The sequence below is a fragment of the Klebsiella sp. B345 genome (genome assembly GCF_051131735.1).
Taxonomy (GTDB): Bacteria; Pseudomonadota; Gammaproteobacteria; order Enterobacterales; family Enterobacteriaceae; genus Klebsiella.
Window position 1 is genome coordinate 1,623,306 of the sequence record NZ_CP180443.1, and the last position, 17,903, is coordinate 1,641,208.

19 protein-coding genes and 1 pseudogene are annotated in these 17,903 nt (G+C 54.1%); 10 read left to right on the forward strand and 10 right to left on the reverse strand.

Annotated elements, in window-relative coordinates; genetic code table 11:
* The first annotated feature begins 104 nt into the window (after nucleotides 1-104).
* From cysK to crr, 4 genes are all read left to right on the forward strand, one after another.
* On the forward strand, nucleotides 105-1,076 hold the full coding sequence (gene cysK, locus ACMYSO_RS07550; protein ID WP_434583615.1) for a cysteine synthase A: 972 nt from the start codon (nucleotides 105-107) through the stop codon (nucleotides 1,074-1,076).
* 379 nt (nucleotides 1,077-1,455) lie between these two features.
* Complete coding sequence (gene ptsH / locus ACMYSO_RS07555) at nucleotides 1,456-1,713, forward strand: phosphocarrier protein Hpr (RefSeq protein WP_000487600.1); 258 nt, start codon at nucleotides 1,456-1,458, stop codon at nucleotides 1,711-1,713.
* Nucleotides 1,714-1,757: 44 nt separating this feature from the next.
* The gene (gene ptsI / locus ACMYSO_RS07560; protein WP_123755315.1) at nucleotides 1,758-3,485 is read left to right on the forward strand and encodes a phosphoenolpyruvate-protein phosphotransferase PtsI; all 1,728 of its coding nucleotides are present in this window, start codon (nucleotides 1,758-1,760) and stop codon (nucleotides 3,483-3,485) included.
* A 42-nt stretch (nucleotides 3,486-3,527) separates the two neighbouring features.
* On the forward strand, nucleotides 3,528-4,037 hold the full coding sequence (gene crr / locus ACMYSO_RS07565; RefSeq protein ID WP_003861316.1) for a PTS glucose transporter subunit IIA: 510 nt from the start codon (nucleotides 3,528-3,530) through the stop codon (nucleotides 4,035-4,037).
* A gap of 56 nt (nucleotides 4,038-4,093) precedes the next feature.
* Here the strand turns inward: crr and pdxK are convergent, their stop codons facing one another.
* Nucleotides 4,094-4,951, reverse strand: coding sequence for a pyridoxine/pyridoxal/pyridoxamine kinase (gene pdxK, locus ACMYSO_RS07570; protein WP_434670005.1), 858 nt, complete (start codon nucleotides 4,949-4,951; stop codon nucleotides 4,094-4,096).
* A gap of 82 nt (nucleotides 4,952-5,033) precedes the next feature.
* On the opposite strand from pdxK, the gene ptsJ reads away from it, so the two are divergent.
* Both ptsJ and ACMYSO_RS07580 read left to right on the forward strand, forming a co-directional pair.
* The gene (gene ptsJ, locus ACMYSO_RS07575; RefSeq protein ID WP_434670767.1) at nucleotides 5,034-6,329 is read left to right on the forward strand and encodes a transcriptional regulator PtsJ; all 1,296 of its coding nucleotides are present in this window, start codon (nucleotides 5,034-5,036) and stop codon (nucleotides 6,327-6,329) included.
* A 25-nt stretch (nucleotides 6,330-6,354) separates the two neighbouring features.
* Nucleotides 6,355-6,567: pseudogene (locus ACMYSO_RS07580) on the forward strand (YybH family protein); the annotation flags it as partial.
* On the opposite strand, the gene cysM reads toward ACMYSO_RS07580, so the two are convergent.
* The 5 genes from cysM to ACMYSO_RS07605 form a co-directional block, all read right to left on the reverse strand.
* Complete coding sequence (cysM, locus tag ACMYSO_RS07585; RefSeq protein WP_434670006.1) at nucleotides 6,564-7,475, reverse strand: cysteine synthase CysM; 912 nt, start codon at nucleotides 7,473-7,475, stop codon at nucleotides 6,564-6,566. The pseudogene ACMYSO_RS07580 and the gene cysM sit on opposite strands and share 4 nt — an antisense overlap.
* Nucleotides 7,476-7,612: 137 nt before the next feature.
* Nucleotides 7,613-8,707, reverse strand: a complete 1,095-nt coding sequence (gene cysA / locus ACMYSO_RS07590; protein ID WP_434583604.1) for a sulfate/thiosulfate ABC transporter ATP-binding protein CysA — start codon at nucleotides 8,705-8,707, stop codon at nucleotides 7,613-7,615.
* Nucleotides 8,697-9,572: a sulfate/thiosulfate ABC transporter permease CysW gene (gene cysW / locus ACMYSO_RS07595; protein WP_123755321.1), complete on the reverse strand. Its 876-nt coding sequence runs from the start codon at nucleotides 9,570-9,572 to the stop codon at nucleotides 8,697-8,699. Before cysW ends, cysA begins: the two co-directional genes overlap by 11 nt.
* The gene (cysT, locus tag ACMYSO_RS07600) at nucleotides 9,572-10,405 is read right to left on the reverse strand and encodes a sulfate/thiosulfate ABC transporter permease CysT (protein WP_174507727.1); all 834 of its coding nucleotides are present in this window, start codon (nucleotides 10,403-10,405) and stop codon (nucleotides 9,572-9,574) included. The genes cysW and cysT overlap by 1 nt, the downstream gene beginning before the upstream one ends.
* Entirely contained in the window at nucleotides 10,405-11,421 is a 1,017-nt protein-coding gene (locus ACMYSO_RS07605) for a sulfate ABC transporter substrate-binding protein (RefSeq protein ID WP_123755323.1), read from the reverse strand. The genes cysT and ACMYSO_RS07605 overlap by 1 nt, the downstream gene beginning before the upstream one ends.
* Nucleotides 11,422-11,847: 426 nt before the next feature.
* Here ACMYSO_RS07605 and ACMYSO_RS07610 point away from each other — a divergent pair, with 426 nt between their 5' ends.
* Nucleotides 11,848-12,396, forward strand: a complete 549-nt coding sequence (locus tag ACMYSO_RS07610; protein ID WP_434670008.1) for a hypothetical protein — start codon at nucleotides 11,848-11,850, stop codon at nucleotides 12,394-12,396.
* Nucleotides 12,397-12,440: 44 nt separating this feature from the next.
* A complete protein-coding gene (locus tag ACMYSO_RS07615; protein WP_434670009.1) occupies nucleotides 12,441-13,253 on the forward strand; it encodes a hypothetical protein in 813 nt (270 codons plus the stop codon).
* 104 nt (nucleotides 13,254-13,357) lie between these two features.
* Here ACMYSO_RS07615 and ACMYSO_RS07620 read toward each other — a convergent pair whose 3' ends face one another.
* The 4 genes from ACMYSO_RS07620 to ACMYSO_RS07635 all read right to left on the reverse strand — a co-directional run bounded on the left by ACMYSO_RS07620 (nucleotide 13,358) and on the right by ACMYSO_RS07635 (nucleotide 15,902).
* Entirely contained in the window at nucleotides 13,358-14,257 is a 900-nt protein-coding gene (locus ACMYSO_RS07620; RefSeq protein ID WP_434670010.1) for a Dyp-type peroxidase, read from the reverse strand.
* 146 nt (nucleotides 14,258-14,403) lie between these two features.
* Complete coding sequence (locus tag ACMYSO_RS07625) at nucleotides 14,404-14,979, reverse strand: RpoE-regulated lipoprotein (protein WP_434583600.1); 576 nt, start codon at nucleotides 14,977-14,979, stop codon at nucleotides 14,404-14,406.
* Nucleotides 14,980-15,040: 61 nt separating this feature from the next.
* Nucleotides 15,041-15,490 carry a DUF2919 domain-containing protein gene (locus ACMYSO_RS07630; RefSeq protein WP_434670012.1) on the reverse strand — a complete coding sequence of 150 codons (450 nt, stop codon included), beginning with the start codon at nucleotides 15,488-15,490 and terminating at the stop codon, nucleotides 15,041-15,043.
* Nucleotides 15,477-15,902: a GNAT family acetyltransferase gene (locus ACMYSO_RS07635; RefSeq protein ID WP_434583598.1), complete on the reverse strand. Its 426-nt coding sequence runs from the start codon at nucleotides 15,900-15,902 to the stop codon at nucleotides 15,477-15,479. Before ACMYSO_RS07635 ends, ACMYSO_RS07630 begins: the two co-directional genes overlap by 14 nt.
* Before the next feature lie 211 nt (nucleotides 15,903-16,113).
* Here ACMYSO_RS07635 and amiA point away from each other — a divergent pair, with 211 nt between their 5' ends.
* A complete protein-coding gene (amiA, locus tag ACMYSO_RS07640) occupies nucleotides 16,114-16,989 on the forward strand; it encodes an N-acetylmuramoyl-L-alanine amidase AmiA (protein WP_434670013.1) in 876 nt (291 codons plus the stop codon).
* The gene (gene hemF, locus ACMYSO_RS07645; RefSeq protein WP_434670014.1) at nucleotides 16,986-17,885 is read left to right on the forward strand and encodes an oxygen-dependent coproporphyrinogen oxidase; all 900 of its coding nucleotides are present in this window, start codon (nucleotides 16,986-16,988) and stop codon (nucleotides 17,883-17,885) included. The genes amiA and hemF overlap by 4 nt, the downstream gene beginning before the upstream one ends.
* Nucleotides 17,886-17,903: the final 18 nt, after the last annotated feature.

The window sequence follows — 17,903 nt, forward strand, 5'->3', positions numbered from 1 at the left end:
ATTTCCCTTCCGAATATAGATATGCTATTTCCTTACTTCCGCATATTCCTTAAGCGGGTATGCTGGAGCCGTACTCCCAAATTTCATACAGTTAAGGACGGGCCATGAGTAAGATTTTTGAAGACAACTCCCTGACTATCGGCCACACGCCGTTAGTACGACTGAACCGAATCGGTAACGGACGCATCCTGGCGAAAGTCGAGTCTCGCAACCCGAGCTTTAGCGTGAAATGCCGAATCGGTGCCAATATGATTTGGGATGCCGAAAAACGCGGCGTGCTGAAAGCCGGCGTCGAGTTAGTCGAGCCGACAAGCGGCAACACCGGGATTGCTCTGGCCTATGTTGCGGCAGCGCGCGGCTATAAGCTGACGCTGACCATGCCGGAAACCATGAGTATTGAACGTCGCAAACTGCTGAAAGCGCTGGGAGCAAACCTGGTGCTGACCGAAGGCGCTAAAGGCATGAAAGGCGCCATCCAAAAAGCCGAAGAGATTGTCGCCAGCGATCCGCAAAAATATCTGCTGCTGCAGCAATTCAGCAACCCGGCAAACCCGGAAATTCACGAAAAAACCACCGGTCCGGAGATCTGGGAAGATACCGACGGCCAGGTTGATGTGTTCATCGCGGGCGTCGGTACCGGCGGTACGCTGACCGGCGTGAGCCGCTACATTAAAGGGACTAAGGGCAAAAAAGATCTGTTCTCCGTTGCGGTAGAACCAACCGACTCCCCGGTTATCGCTCAGGCGCTGGCTGGCGTTGAGCTGAAGCCAGGCCCGCACAAAATTCAGGGCATCGGTGCAGGCTTTATTCCGGGTAACCTTGATCTGAAACTGATCGATAAAGTCGTGGGTATTACCAACGAAGAAGCCATTTCCACCGCCCGTCGTCTGATGGATGAAGAAGGCATTCTGGCGGGTATCTCTTCCGGTGCGGCCGTCGCAGCGGCACTCAAACTGCAGGAAGATGAGGCCTTTACCAATAAGAATATTGTGGTTATCCTACCGTCTTCAGGTGAGCGTTATTTAAGCACAGCATTGTTTGCCGATCTCTTCACTGAGAAAGAACTGCAACAGTGATGCCAACCGGCTAGTATCGTGTAAAAAAGCACCTTTTTAGGTGCTTTTTTGTGGCATACGTCAAAGTTTTACCCCTCCTGGCATTGATTCACCGCGTAGGGTCTGGTATTTAACCAACACATTTATTTTGATGCGCGAAATTATTCAAAATCGGATTTCCACGTGCTGAATCGATTTTATGATTTGGTTCAAGTCTTCCTTTCGCTGCATAATGTTTAATGACGTGCCAGACGTCAACGGCCAGATGGTCCTCACAGCGAACACGCTGTTGACACCTTAGCCAGAAACGTAACGCCGGCGCTAACAATACAGGCTAAAGCCTCGCCGTTAGGCTAGACTTTAGGTCCACAACACAAAACCTATAAGTTGGGGAAATATAATGTTCCAGCAAGAAGTTACCATTACCGCTCCGAACGGTCTGCACACCCGCCCTGCTGCTCAGTTTGTTAAAGAAGCGAAAGGCTTCACTTCTGAGATCACTGTGACCTCCAACGGCAAAAGCGCCAGCGCCAAAAGCTTGTTCAAACTGCAAACTCTGGGCCTGACTCAGGGTACCGTTGTAACCATCTCCGCTGAAGGCGAAGATGAGCAAAAAGCAGTTGAGCATCTGGTAAAACTGATGGCTGAACTCGAATAAGTTCACGGGTTCTTTTTAATATCAGTCACAAGTAAGGTAGGGTTATGATTTCAGGCATTTTAGCATCCCCGGGTATCGCTTTCGGTAAGGCTCTCCTGCTGAAAGAAGACGAAATTGTCATCGACCGGAAGAAAATTTCTGCCGATAAGGTTGACCAGGAAGTCGAACGTTTCCTGAGCGGCCGCACCAAGGCCTCCGCCCAGCTGGAGGTCATCAAAACCAAAGCTGGTGAAACTTTCGGTGAAGAAAAAGAAGCCATCTTCGAAGGGCACATCATGCTGCTGGAAGATGAGGAGCTTGAGCAGGAAATCATAGCCCTGATTAAAGATAAGCACATGACTGCCGACGCGGCAGCCAATGAAATTATCGAAGGTCAGGCCACTGCGCTGGAAGAGCTGGACGATGAATACCTGAAAGAACGTGCCGCTGACGTACGTGATATCGGTAAGCGTCTGCTGCGCAATATCCTCGGTCTGGCAATCATCGATCTGAGTGCAATCCAGGACGAAGTCATTCTGGTTGCAGCCGATCTCACCCCGTCGGAAACCGCACAGCTGAACCTGAACAAGGTGCTGGGTTTCATCACCGACGCTGGTGGCCGTACTTCCCACACATCTATCATGGCGCGTTCTCTTGAACTGCCGGCCATCGTGGGCACCGGTAGCGTCACCACGCAGGTGAAAAACGGCGATTATCTGGTCCTCGACGCGGTAAATAACCAGGTTCTGGTAAACCCGACCAACGAACAAATCGAAGAGCTGCGCAATCTGCAGGCCCAGGTCGCAGAAGAAAAAGCGGAGCTGGCGAAGCTGAAAGATCTGCCGGCGATTACGCTGGACGGACATCAGGTTGAAGTCTGTGCCAACATTGGTACCGTACGTGACGTCGATGGCGCAGAGCGCAACGGCGCAGAAGGCGTTGGCCTGTATCGTACAGAATTCCTGTTCATGGACCGTGACGCGCTGCCAACTGAAGAAGAACAGTTCGCTGCCTACAAAGCGGTTGCTGAGGCCTGTGGCTCTCAGGCCGTTATCGTGCGTACCATGGACATCGGCGGCGACAAAGAGCTGCCGTACATGAACTTCCCGAAAGAAGAGAACCCGTTCCTCGGCTGGCGTGCCGTGCGTATCGCGATGGATCGTAAAGAGATCCTGCGTGACCAGGTTCGCGCCATCCTGCGTGCTTCGGCTTTCGGTAAACTTCGCATCATGTTCCCGATGATCATCTCTGTTGAAGAAGTGCGTGCACTGAAGAAAGAGATTGAGATCTACAAGCAGGAACTGCGTGACGAAGGCAAAGCATTCGACGAAACCATCGAAGTCGGCGTGATGGTTGAAACACCAGCCGCGGCAACGATTGCTCGTCATTTAGCAAAAGAAGTCGATTTCTTTAGTATCGGAACCAATGATTTAACGCAATATACTCTGGCAGTTGACCGTGGTAATGATATGATTTCACATCTTTACCAGCCAATGTCGCCATCTGTCCTGACGCTGATTAAGCAAGTTATTGATGCTTCTCACGCTGAAGGTAAATGGACTGGCATGTGTGGTGAGCTTGCGGGCGATGAACGTGCTACACTTCTGTTGCTGGGTATGGGGCTGGACGAATTCTCTATGAGCGCCATTTCCATCCCGCGTATCAAGAAGATTATTCGTAACACGAACTTCGAAGATGCGAAAGTATTAGCAGAGCAGGCTCTTGCTCAACCGACAACGGACGAGTTAATGACGCTGGTTAACAAGTTCATTGAAGAAAAAACAATCTGCTAATCAACGAGATGCGCGGCCCAAATTACTGCTTAGGAGAAGATCATGGGTTTGTTCGATAAATTGAAATCTCTGGTTTCTGATGACAAAAAAGACTCCGGAACTATTGAGATTGTTGCTCCGCTCTCTGGCGAGATCGTCAACATCGAAGACGTGCCGGATGTAGTTTTTGCGGAAAAAATTGTGGGTGATGGCATTGCTATCAAACCTACCGGCAACAAAATGGTAGCGCCGGTAGATGGTACCATCGGTAAAATCTTTGAAACCAACCATGCATTCTCTATTGAATCTGATAGTGGTATCGAACTTTTCGTTCACTTCGGTATTGATACCGTTGAGCTGAAAGGCGAAGGCTTCAAACGCATTGCCGAAGAAGGTCAGCGTGTGAAAGTCGGTGACCCGGTCATCGAATTCGATCTGCCGCTGCTGGAAGAGAAAGCCAAGTCTACCCTGACTCCGGTTGTTATCTCCAACATGGACGAGATCAAAGAGCTGATCAAACTGTCCGGTAGCGTAACCGTGGGTGAAACTCCGGTCATTCGCATCAAGAAGTAATTCTTGCCGCAGAAAAAATGGCGCCTTCCGGCGCCATTTTTTTTACCATTGCGGCCTCACTCAAGCGGCGGCAGAATCAGCTCATCACAGCCGTGTTGCTCAGTCCAGGTCATCACCGCCAGAACGCGTTGCGCTGCAGCATGCGTCGCCTCTCCCAGCGCCAGACCCGAAACCAGCCCGCTAATCAGCTCGGCACAGAACAGATCGCCGGTTCCCTTCAGATCCGTTTCGACCCGTGGATGAACCACCACCTCAACAGAATCTGCCGTGACCACCAGCAGGTTAATCGTCGCATTGTCGACGCCCGGCGCACTGGTAATCACCACCCACTTCAAGGTATCGGATAGCAAACTGCGCGCGGCAATCACTGCCTCCTGCTGATGATGGCAGGGCATCCCGCTCAGCGTTTCCAGCTCAAACAGGTTCGGCGTAATGCCCTCGGCCAGCGGCAGCAGATGGCGACGATAGGCATCCGGGATTTCGGCCTTCACGTAGATGCCGCTATCCACATCGCCAATCACCGGATCCACAAGAATACACAGATGGGGATGAGATTCGCGGATTCGGTTTAGCCACTGCGCCAGGCGTTCAATCTGCACCGCGCTGCCCATATAACCCGTGGTCACCGCCCGCAGCTCACGCAGCGCATCGCGCTCCTCGAGGGCCTGCAGATAGCCCACAAACCACGCTTCCGGGATCACCCCGCCGTAAAAGGTATCGTAGTGCGGGGTATTGCTGAATAACACGGTCGGCACCGCCATAACCCGCAATCCATGTTGCTTAATGGCCGGTACCGCGATGCTGTTACCGACGCTGCCATACACCACCTGCGACTGCACGGCAACGATATCGACCTGCAGCGCCCGGCTCTTGTCATTGAAGAGCACCGATTGTATTTCGTCTTGCTGGCCCATCCCTTCTCCCCCCGCTGGACAGCGGGTCACACCCTGATTATCATTTGTCCTATGCTAAAATCCATTTTGTCATAGGTCAATGATGATCGTTGGAAAAACCGCCAGTGAGATTTTTGATAACATCCGCCATCTGGTCCAGAGCGGAGTATTGAAACCCGGAGCCTCTCTGCCTCCGGTACGAGAGCTGGCGGCGGACCTGACGGTTAACCGCAATACCGTAGCCGCCGCTTACAAACGGCTGGTGAGCACCGGTCTGGCCAGCAGCCTGGGCCGTAACGGAACGGTTATCCGAGGGTTGACCACGCCGCTGGCGCTGGAAGGCCGAGATCCCGCTTCCCCACTCAACGATATCTCCAGCGGCAATCCGGACCCACGCCTTCTGCCCGATCTCACCCGCTATCTGAGCCAGCTCTCCCTGACCCCGCATCTCTATGGCGACGACGCCGTCAAGCCTGAGCTGCGACGCTGGGCGCAGCGCTGGATGCACGAGGATTTGCAAAGAGATGCCGAGATTAACCTGACCAGCGGCGCTATCGACGCGCTGGAGCGCCTGCTCTGCGCCCTGCTGCTTCCCGGCGATGGCGTGGTCGTCGAAGACCCTTGCTTCCTGAGCAGCATCAACATGCTGCGCTACACCGGCTTTAACGCCTGTCCGGTGACGGTCGATGAACAAGGAATGCAGCCTGAAGCGCTGGAGATTGCCCTACGCAACGGCGTTCGTGCGGTCATTGTCACCCCCCGCGCACATAATCCTACCGGATGCAGCCTCAGCGACGCCCGTGCCATGGCTATTCAGGAAGTACTGGCCCGCTATCCGCAGGTGCTGGTGATTATCGATGACCACTTCGCGCTGCTATCTTCAGCGCCCTGGCACTCGCCGCTCCCGGCGACGACACAGCGCTGGGCGCTGGTGCGCTCAATGTCCAAAACCCTCGGGCCGGACCTGCGGCTGGCGTTTGTCGCCAGCGATAGCACCACCTCTGCGGCGTTGCGCCTGCGGCTCAATGCCGGCAGCCAGTGGGTCAGTCATCTGCTGCAGGATCTGGCTTTCGCCTGCCTGAGCGATAGTGTCTTTATTGATGCACTGGACCAGATCCGGCGCCATTACCGTCAGCAAAATGCAAAGCTGGCGGCAGCCCTGGTGTCCCACGGTTTTGATCCGCTTCCTGCTGGAGACGGTCTCAACTTCTGGCTGCCATTAAGCCAACCCGCTCAACCGATCGCCCTGCGTTTAGCACGTGCCGGCTGGCTGGTTCGTGAAGGTGAAATTTTCGGAGTTCATGCCCCATCCCATGGGCTACGGCTGTCGCTCGGTGCCCTGAGTGATAATCAGATTCGCCAGTTGGCCAATGATTTACGCCTCGTGCTGCGCCCCTGACGCAGGTAATATCGAAGCAGATACACTGGTCGTGACACAGGGCAGAATAGAGATTCTGGAAGGGGGCGATAATACGCTGGTGATTATGGAAACCCGGCTGGATATCCCGACTGCGGAAGGAGGAACCACACAGGTTACGCGGCGCGCAACCTATGTTTTTCGCCAGGAGGGAGAGCGCTGGCTGTGCACCGTCGATAACTCCTACGGTACCGACCTGCTGGACGCGCCGGTCAGTTAAATGCCCGCGCCCTGGCTGAAGTGCTCTTCGCCGAAAACACCGGTGGACAAATAGCGATCGCCACGATCGCAGACGATCGCCACCACCACCGCGCCAGGGTTTTCACGTGCTATACGTAATGCACCGGCTACCGCGCCGCCGGAGCTGACGCCGCAAAAAATACCTTCCCGCACCGCCAGCATACGCATGGTGCTTTCTGCTTCCTGCTGGTGAATATCAAGCACCGCATCAACCAGCGAAGCATTAAAAATCCCCGGCATATATTCTGCCGGCCAGCGACGGATCCCCGGAATACTGCTGCCCTCTTCCGGCTGCAGCCCCACGATGCTCACCGGCTTATTCTGCTCGCGCAGAAAGCGTGACACGCCGGTAATGGTCCCTGTGGTGCCCATGCTGGAGACAAAATGGGTTATACGTCCGTGGGTTTGCTGCCAGATTTCCGGCCCGGTGGTAGTGTAATGGGCATACGGGTTGTCCGGATTGTTAAACTGATCCAGCAATTTACCTTCGCCACGCAGTGCCATTTCCAGCGCCAGGTCACGCGCGCCTTCCATGCCCTGCTCTTTAGTCACCAGAATCAGCTCTGCACCATAGGCACGCATGGCCGCACGGCGCTCCTGGCTCATGTTGTCCGGCATCAGAAGTTTCATCTGATAGCCTTTCAGCGCAGCGATCATCGCCAGCGCAATGCCGGTGTTGCCGCTGGTGGCTTCAATCAGGACGTCGCCGGGGGCTATTTCACCCCGTTTTTCCGCTTCAACAATCATCGAAAGCGCAGCGCGATCCTTGACGGAACCCGCCGGATTATTGCCTTCCAGTTTGACCCAGATTTCACTGCCGTTATCCGGCCCCAGTCGTTGCAACTTCACCAGAGGAGTATTGCCGATGGTTTGTTCTAATGTATTCACGGTTTTTACCCAATAAAAAGGCCGGGTACGTTGTGCTTACCCGGCCTGCAATTATCTCCGGAGTTCGACGCTGTACGTCTTATCCGGGCACCACACCCTGCCGTTGTCGGAACAGCGATAAACTAGCGATTAAGCTATCAGGCTGATTCCGCCAGAGCAAGCGCCTCACGCGCTTCGATACGCTCGTTACCGTTATAGAGTCGTGCATTCTGTAAGCCAACGAACAGACGTTCGCCGCGAGAAGGCGCGTCTTCGCCCGGCAGTACCACGGTCAGCGGTTCGTCATACCAGCCTAACGGCTGCACCACTAATTGGGTGTAGTGGCCTTTCGGACTGGCCTCCAGTACCTGCACTGGCAACGGGGAATCGAGGCTGGTTCGACGGCTGATATCCACTTCCCAGGGACGCAGGAACAAATCGACCGGCCCCTGATAGCTCGGCGTATAGCCCAGCGGCCAGCGATGGGCGCCTACATGGAACTGACCGCCGCGGATTGTGCCTTTCAGGCGGTTAACTTCGCCCATAAACTCCAGCACAAAACGGGTGGACGGCTCGCGCCAGACTCGTTCAGGTGCATCGGCTTGTTCAATATTGCCCTGGCTCATGACCACCACGCGGTCAGCGACTTCCATCGCCTCTTCCTGGTCGTGGGTCACAAACACGCTGGTAAACTTCAGCTCTTCATGCAGCTGGCGCAGCCAGCGGCGCAGCTCTTTACGCACCTGCGCATCCAGCGCGCCGAAAGGCTCATCCAGCAGCAGAATCTGTGGCTCAACAGCCAGCGCGCGCGCTAAGGCCACGCGCTGCTTCTGCCCGCCGGAAAGCTGGGCTGGATAACGGTCAGCCAGATGGGCCAGTTGCACCATCTCCAACAAGCGGGTGACTTTCTGTTTGATCCCGGCAGCGTTTGGACGTTCACGACGCGGCAACACCGTCAGGCCAAAAGCGATATTTTCGAACACCGTCATATGACGGAACAGTGCGTAGTGCTGGAACACGAAACCCACTTTACGGTCGCGGGCGTGTACCCGGCTCACGTCGGTACCGTGGAAACGAATATGGCCGCTGGACTGATTCTCCAGCCCAGCGATGATCCGCAGCAGCGTGGTTTTCCCGGAACCGGATGGCCCCAGTAGCGCAACCATCTGCCCGGAAGGAATATCCAAAGAGATATCGTTCAGCACCTGAGTGCGGCCGAAAGATTTCTTAATATTAACGATCTCAATGCTCATGATTCCCCTCCAGTTGCGCGCGTTTTTCCTGATTGGCCAGACGCCATTGCAACATACTCTTTAAAAACAAGGTCAAAATAGCCATTAACGTCAGCAAAGCTGCGGCGGTAAAGGAACCTACGGTGTTGTAATCCTGCTCGAGCAATTCAATTTGCAGCGGCAGGGACAGGGTTTCACCGCGGATCGAGCCTGATACGACCGATACCGCACCAAACTCCCCGATAGCGCGGGCGTTCGTCAGCACCACACCATATAACAGCGCCCAGCGAATATTCGGCAGGGTAACCCGTCGGAACATCTGCCAGCCAGAAGCGCCGAGCAAAATCGCCGCTTCGTCTTCGTTACTGCCCTGGCTCATCATCACCGGTACCAGCTCACGCACCACAAACGGACAGGTCACGAAAATGGTCGCCAGCACCATGCCAGGCCAGGCAAACATCACCTGCAGGTTGTGCTCATCCAGCCAGCCGCCCAGCGGACCGTTCGAACCGTAAAACAGCAGGTACACAAGGCCGGCAACCACCGGCGAGACGGCAAACGGGATATCCAGCAACGTCAGCAGCAGCTGGCGGCCTGGGAAGGTAAAGCGCGTCACCAGCCACGCCAGCAGCGTACCGAACACCAGGTTTACCGGCACGGTAATCAGCGCAATCATCACCGTCAGCCAGATAGCATGGAGCATGTCCGGGTCGGCCAGGTTGTGCAGAACCGGCATCAGCCCTTTGCTGAAAGCCTGAACAAAGATGTACACCATCGGCACAATCAGAATGAAGGCGGACACCAGCATCCCGGTACCAATCAGAAACCATTTACCCCAGTTAATACGGGGCGCGTCATAACGCTTCAATTGAGTCACTTCCGCCATTAATGACCTACCACACGTCGACCAAAGCGACTTTGCAGGGTGTTGATGGAAAACAGCAGCAGCAGCGACGCCGCGAGGATAACCGAAGCAATGGCGCTCGCCGCCGGGTAATCAAACTCCTGCAAACGCACAAAAATCATCAGCGAGGTTACTTCGGTTTTCCACGCGATGTTGCCGGCGATGAAAATAACCGCGCCAAACTCGCCAAGGCTGCGGGTAAACGACAGCGCAATCCCCGCCAGCAGCGCCGGTGAGAGTTCCGGCAGCACCACTTTACGGAAGCTCTGCAGGCGCGTTGCGCCCAGCGTTTCCGCCGCTTCTTCGTATTCCGGGCCCAGTTCTTCAAGCACCGGCTGTACCGTACGCACCACGAACGGAATGCTGGTAAAGGCCATCGCCACCGCAATACCGAGCCAGGTGTAGGTCACTTTGATATCAAACTTCGCCAGCCACTCGCCGTAAAAACCGTTGACCGAAAACAGCGAAGCCAGCGTCAGGCCCGCAACCGCCGTCGGCAGCGCAAACGGCAGATCCATTAACGCATCCAGCAGCGTGCGGCCTGGAAAACGATAACGGGTCAGGATCCAGGCCATCAGCAGGCCAAACACACCGTTAAAAATGGACGCCACAAACGCTGACAGCAGCGTGACTTTATAGGCTGCGACCACCTGCGGGTTAGTCACCACGTCCCAGTACTGTCCCCAGGTCATCTGCGCCAGCTGCATCACCAGCGCGCTCAAGGGGAGCAGCAAAATCAAACACACAAACAGCAGGCTGGTACCGAGGCTAAGGGTAAACCCCGGCAGCACGCGCTTAGAAGCAACTGCAAACATTACTTACGCCCCGCCGCCAGCAGTTTGTCCAGCTCGCCGCCGCTGACAAAGTGCGTTTTCATCACCTGCGGCCAGGAGCCAAACTGATCTTCAACACGGAACAGTTCAGTCTGCGGGAACTTATCCTTCAGAGAGTCCATCACTTTCGGGTTGTTCACACGATAGTAGTAATCGGTAATGATGGTCTGGGCCTGCGGGCTGTAGAGCCAGTTCAGGTAGGCTTTCGCCGCCTTCTCGGTACCGTTCGCCTTCACGTTTTTATCCACCCACGCGACCGGGAACTCCGCCAGAATATTGACCTTCGGCACTACCACTTCGAAGCCCTGATCTTCATACTGTTTACGGATATTGTTTACTTCCGATTCAAACGTAATCAGCACATCGCCCAGCCCCCGTTCCACGAAGGTCGTTGTCGCACCGCGACCGCCGGTATCAAACACTTCGACGTTTTTCAGGAACTGAGTCATAAACTGTTCGGTTTTGGCTTTATCGCCACCGTCGGCTTTATCCGCGGCACCCCACGCGGCCAGATAGGTATAGCGCGCATTACCGGAGGTTTTCGGGTTCGGGAAAATCAGCTTCACGTCCGGGCGCACCAGGTCGCTCCACTGGTGGATCCCTTTCGGATTCCCCTTACGCACCAGGAATGCCATGGTGGAGTAGAACGGCGAGCTGTTGTTCGGCAGGCGGCTTTGCCAGTCAGCGGGAATCAGGTTGCCTTTGTCGTGCAGGATCTGCACGTCCGTCACCTGGTTATAGGTCACCACGTCGGCTTTTAATCCTTGCAGGATCGCCAGCGCCTGTTTGGAAGAGCCAGCGTGGGACTGCTTAATGGTCAGCTTATCGCCGCCGTTATCTTTCGCCCACTGCTGTTCAAACGGAGGGTTCAGGGCCGCAAACAGCTCGCGAGACACATCGTACGAACTGTTCAGCAGTTCTGTCGCCTGAGCCTGCGCAACCAGCAGCATGGAAGCAGCCAGTGCCAGATATCCTTTGTTCAATGATTTAACCGCCATTGCGCACCCTTATCAGTTTGATGACTTTCTTATAGCCATAATATTTATAACGGGTATGAAAGGAGTAACGGTTTTATATACCGTTTGGCGATTTGGAAGTCGAAAAGGGAATAAGGCCGAGCCTTTCCCAACGACGAAAGCGCAGTTCGCGCCTGGCATTGCCCATCAGACAACATCTGCTGGCCACCTAATGCGTCCACCAGGCATACCGACGCCAGCCGGAAGCGGCGATCATCAATGCATCAGCCCCTCCTCTAAAAAACGTCATTTTGAATATGTCATTCAAATAATAAGCGGCTAAGGATATACACACAATAAATAATAAAATGTCATTATCTTGATGTAATCCGAAAACACCCTGCTTTTATTGTGACCCCATGACGCCCATGATAGCGTGCAAAATAAAATAAGCGACCGGATACTTCAATGGATGTGTCACGCATGAAAATTAGAAACTTAATTATTATTTTCGCTCTTTTTTTATCAGCATGTAGTAGTGAAAAAAAAGATAATTCAACTGTTGAAGTCTGTCAGGGAAGCGTTTGTCATATTCAGGATAAAGATACCGTTACTGCAACCACCGGGCGGGATGAGAAACAGCAATCCCCGGATGAATCATACCAACAGGCATTACGTTATTTCCGTGGTGATGGTGTCGGACAGGACAGCTATCTGGCGATTAAATTCCTGACCCGTGCGGCTGAAAGCGGCCACCATCAGGCGCAGAAGGCGTTGGGTGAAATATATCTCTACGGCATGGAGGAGATGGGAAGCGATCCATCCCAGGCTGCGCGCTGGCTTGCGGCGGCGGCAGTTGATGGCAGTGCCGAAACGGCGGAGTTGCTTAAGATTGCTCGCGATGAAAAACGTAATGAGCATGAAAAATACGAACTGAACGAGCGGCGAAAGTATTTTTATCGCTTCCTGTATCATACTCAATGGTATAGCCCGCCGATAATAATAAGAACATATTAACACAACCCTATAAATCACCCTTATAAATACATATGGAAATAACGATGATAGAAAAATATATTAAACCTTTATTGTTAATTACCGCCATGGCTGGCCTGGTGGGTTGTTCTAATATCACCACGGGCAATCAGAAATATGGTGTATCCGGGGCCGCGGCAGGTTCCTCAAGCACCAACGCCGATAGCGCTCTGGAACGCTGCAGTACGCCACTGGGTACCCTGGCTATTGATGACGGGCGTAATGCGGACTGGTTTGGTCAATTTGGTAGCGCCACCAAAATTACCAGTATTGAGCCTCTGTTACGCATCGCGGTACAACAGTCTAACTGCTTCGTTATCACCTCTATCGGTAACCAAAAAACGGATTCTCGCCTCTCAAACATCACAGATAAACAGCGTAACTCAGGTGAGTATCGTGCGGGTTCTAAACAGCAGAAAGGACAAAGGGTAGCTGCAGATTACTTCCTGGAACCGCATATCGTTATTGATAATTCAGCCGTTGGCGGCCTGGCAGGAAGCCTTGGCGGCCTCTTCGGTAATAGCATGATCAGTGCCGTAGCAAGCAGTGTCCAGATGAAGGCATCCGTTGTTACACTCAGCTTGTTCGATATCCGCTCGTCCGTACAAATTGCATCGGCAGAGGGAAGCGCCACGGCCACCAATTACGGTGCGGCTCTCGCGGGGTTTGGTTCCTCGATGGGCGGTGCTTTAGGCGGCATGTCCAGAACACCAGAAGGAAAAGCGACCGTTGCGGCCTTCCTGGAATCCTATAACAACATGGTTGTCGCATTACGTAACTACAAAGCCAGCGAAGTGAAAGGTGGCCTTGGTAGCGGCGGTACCCTGAAGGTTAACTAATATTGCTTATCCGGCGGCCCCCCTCTCTGCCGGTTAATCTCCAGAAGCAATGAAGCCGATCGTTTTGATCGGCTTCATTTATTCAGACAGCGATAACGTAACGATTACAGCGCCTGCAGACGATCCAGAGACGGCGCGAAGTAGTAGCCACCTGTTACCGGTTTGGTAAAGCGCAGCATGGCATCACGCTTACCGTCAGTATCGCCAAACATGCTCAGCAGTTGCTGTTCGATGTTATAGATCCGCGCACAGTAAGCGCAGAAATAGAGGCCATGGGTGCCGCTGGCGGTCCCGTACGGCAGGCTCTGACGCACGATCTTCAGCCCTTTACCGTCTTCTTTTAAGTCAACGCGGCTCAGGTGCGACGTGGCCGGACGCTCGTCGCCATCAATCTCTTCGTTGGCTTCTTTGGTGCGGCCAATCATCATTTCCTGATCCGGGACGCTCATCCGGTTCAGCTGCTTCAGATTATGTTCCCAGCGCTGCACAAACACGTAGCTACCGCCGGCGTCGACACCGTCTTTAATGATGGCCACATCGCTGCGGGTCTCAAGGCCTGCCGGGTTTTCAGTACCGTCGACAAAACCGCTCAGGTCACGCTCTTCAATCCAGCGGAAACCGTGAACCTCTTCCTGCACGTCCAGCAGGTCGCCGAAAGCGGCCATCGCGGCCTGCGCCACAGAGAAGTTCACCTCATGGTGCGCGGAAAGGATATGAATCAGCACATCGTACTGTGTAGATGGTGCCAGGCCTTTGCCGTATACCGGGAAATCTTTCAGCTCTTCGGCACCGACACCGCCGCTCAGCTCGCGCCAGACGTTATGGCCAAAGGCGACCACCGCCCCCAGTTGGGCATCTGGGTATTGCGTTTGAAAATGCGCTAATTTATCAACAAACACGCGGCTGGCTGTGCGCAGGGCGTTGATATCCCCTTTAACATTGGCTTCAATCCAAATCGCCGCACGGCAATGTTCCGGCAAAATGCCGCTCTGAACCTGAGACATCGCTCCTCCTGAAATGATACAACCCCAACGCTGTGGGACTTTTTTACCCGTCATACTTCACGTTGGCTTTCTGCAACGCAACGTATTCAGGCTTTATCGCCCTATTGTACCCGTTTTTTAGCAGAGCCATGTCTCTTCAGATCAATTTAGCGTTGCCAGATAATTTTGCTGACTTTCCAGTTTTTCAACGTGTCGTCTGACGGCATCAGTTCTTCCGGGCCGCTCCAGTGGCCGGTAAAGGCGTAGCTGATATGCTGGCTGCCATCGGCTTTACACTCTACTATCGGGCCATTATCGTTCGCTCCTTTCTGACAGTTGCCAAAGGCTTTACTGTACAGATCGCTAAACGGCGTCCCGACCTGCACGCCGCTGGCGGTTTTAATCTCGCTATCGCGCACTTCGACACGGCTAACGGTTCCCGCATCGCCATTAATCGTCATGGCAACGTTGTCGCCTTTCAGTGCTTCATAGTAGCGAACGATATTGCCGCTGGCAGTTTTCATACCGCTGCGCAGACGATAGCTCCCGCCGATGGCGTCGCTGATAGCCTGTTCATTCAGCGGCGTTGACGCCGTCAGGCCACCTACGCCTTGCTCGGTCACTTCCATTGAAGAACCAAACCAGTTCCATGGATAGGCCGCAGACCAGTTAACGGCACTCATTGTGGAACAGCCAGTTAATGCCAACGGTAAGGCGCAAAGAAGTAAACGTAGCGATTTCATGACACAGTCCTTTCTTGTTAATTTGACCCACGTTGGAGTGCGGGATCGGCAAAAAGTGCCCTTAGAACTGCGCTTCCTGGAAACAGGCCTTTAGCCGACGGCTGGCTAGTAACCACCAGAAGGCGTACAGGTCGGTTAACAGCAGCCCGATAGTCAACATGGAAGGCGACTCACCGCTCATCCATAACAGCGGCTGCCAGACAAGCAGCAGAGCCTGAGAAAGCACCAGCAGCCAACGCATCAGCGGCCAGAGGCGGGGAAAACGCTGCCGCTGCCCGCTGACGATAAACGCCAGCACCGCCGGTATGCCAGGTAACAATCCTAGCCAGAAATTATCATGGTCGGGATAGAACAGATTGAGCAGTACATCGCCTTGCTGACGCGAGGCGCCGGCCATGATGAACAACACCCAGGTTCGCGCCTGCAGCAATAAAACGCACCAGAACAGAAACGGTAACCTGAGCCGCCCGTGAGCATCAAAATCGGAGGGGATAAACTCAGTATTCTTCATCTTCAATTAAACGCTTGCCCAGGCTGAGCACGTCCGCATATTCGTAACCAAGACGTTCGTACATGCCCTGCACCACGTCGTTATCTTCGCGAACCATGATATTAATTTTCGGGCAGCCGCGGGCAATCAGCTTTTTCTCCAGGCGATTCAACAGCGCGTTGGCAATGCCGCGACCGCGATATTCCGGATGCACGCCGAGGTAATAAGCGGAGCCGCGATGACCGTCGTAGCCCCCCATCACCGTCCCGACCACCTGGCCGTTTACTTCCGCGACCAGAAACAGGCTGACGTCGTGGTTAACCTTACGCTCGATGTCCATTTCCGGGTCATTCCATGGGCGCAGCAGCTCGCAGCGCTCCCACAGCGTAATCACTTCTTCGAAGTCCTGCTGGCGAAAGACGCGTATCTCCATGGTATTCCCCATTATTTAGGCTTAAAAACAGCGATTATGGCGTGATTTTACCCGATAGCCAATATCAGGCGAAATGAACCGGAAAAAATGTCATACTATGACCTTGTCATGTATTGAAATGAAAAGTAAAACAATTCTTGTTTTGAATGGTCGTAACGGAAAACGCGATACGATATAACACCAGGTACCACTTGTTTGTAATTCAGGCCGAATGAGCACTTTTAAACCATTAAAAATACTTGCTTCGCGCCGCCAGGTGCTGAAAGCAGGGCTGGCTGCCATGACCCTTTCCGGGATTTCATCGCAGGTTACTGCCAAAGAACAGCCGTTGACGACGTCCAATGGGCACAGCAAACCCGCGGCGAAAAAAGCGGGCGCTAAACGCATCGTGATGCTCGATCCCGGCCATGGCGGCATCGACACCGGCGCTATCGGTCACAACGGATCCAAAGAGAAACACGTTGTCCTCGCGATTGCCAAAAACGTACGCAGCATCCTGCGCAGCAACGGTATCGACGCGCGTCTGACACGCTCCGGCGACACCTTTATTCCGCTGTACGATCGCGTCGAAATTGCTCATCAGCACGGTGCAGACTTGTTTATGTCGATTCACGCCGATGGCTTTACTAACCCAAGCGCGGCGGGTGCATCGGTGTTTGCGCTCTCCAACCGCGGCGCCAGTAGCGCTATGGCGAAATACCTTTCCGATCGCGAAAACCGCGCCGATGAGGTCGCCGGTAAAAAAGCCACGGCGAAAGACCATCTGTTACAGCAGGTGCTGTTTGACCTGGTGCAGACCGATACCATTAAAAACAGCCTGACGCTGGGCTCGCATATCCTGAAAAATATTAAGCCGGTGCATAAACTGCATAGCCGTAACACCGAGCAGGCCGCATTCGTCGTGCTGAAGTCACCATCGATACCATCAGTGCTGGTCGAAACCTCGTTTATTACCAATCCAGGCGAAGAAAAACTGCTGGGCACCACCGCGTTCCGGCAAAAAATCGCCAGTGCGATAGCCTCGGGCATTATCAGCTACTTCCACTGGTTTGATAACCAGAAAGCCCACTCTAAGAGACGTAAATGAAGCCCGACGTAGAGCAGGTAAAACGCTATCTCCTCCAGCTGCAGGACCATATTTGCCAGCAGCTAAGCGCGGTCGATGGCGGTAAATTTGCCGAAGACAGCTGGCAGCGCGAAGGCGGCGGCGGCGGTCGTAGCCGGGTACTGCGCGATGGCGGCGTATTTGAGCAGGCTGGCGTAAACTTCTCCCACGTACATGGCGACGCGATGCCGGCCTCAGCGACGGCGCACCGTCCGGAGCTGGCCGGTCGCAGCTTTGAAGCCATGGGCGTATCGCTGGTAGTGCATCCGCGCAACCCTTACGTGCCAACCAGCCACGCTAACGTGCGCTTTTTCATCGCCGAAAAACCTGGGGCTGATCCGGTATGGTGGTTCGGCGGTGGGTTTGATCTGACCCCCTTCTACGGCTTTGCAGAAGATGCCATTCACTGGCACCGTACCGCCTTCGATTTATGCGCCCCCTTCGGTGATGAGGTCTATCCGCGCTATAAAAAATGGTGCGATGACTACTTCTTTATTAAACATCGTAATGAACAGCGCGGGATTGGTGGCCTGTTCTTTGATGATTTAAACACCCCGAACTTTGACCACTGCTTCGCCTTTATGCAAGCGGTGGGAGATGGCTACACGGCAGCCTATCTACCAATTGTTGAACGGCGAAAAGCCCTGCCCTACGGCGAACGCGAGCGCAATTTCCAGCTTTACCGTCGCGGGCGCTACGTAGAGTTCAACCTGGTGTGGGATCGCGGAACGCTGTTTGGTCTGCAGACCGGCGGGCGCACGGAGTCGATTCTGATGTCGATGCCGCCGCTGGTGCGCTGGGAGTATGACTACCATCCAGAAGAAGGCAGCCCGGAGGCTGCCCTGAGTGACTTCATCAAAGTCAAAGAATGGATTTAACGAAAGCCCCGATGGGGC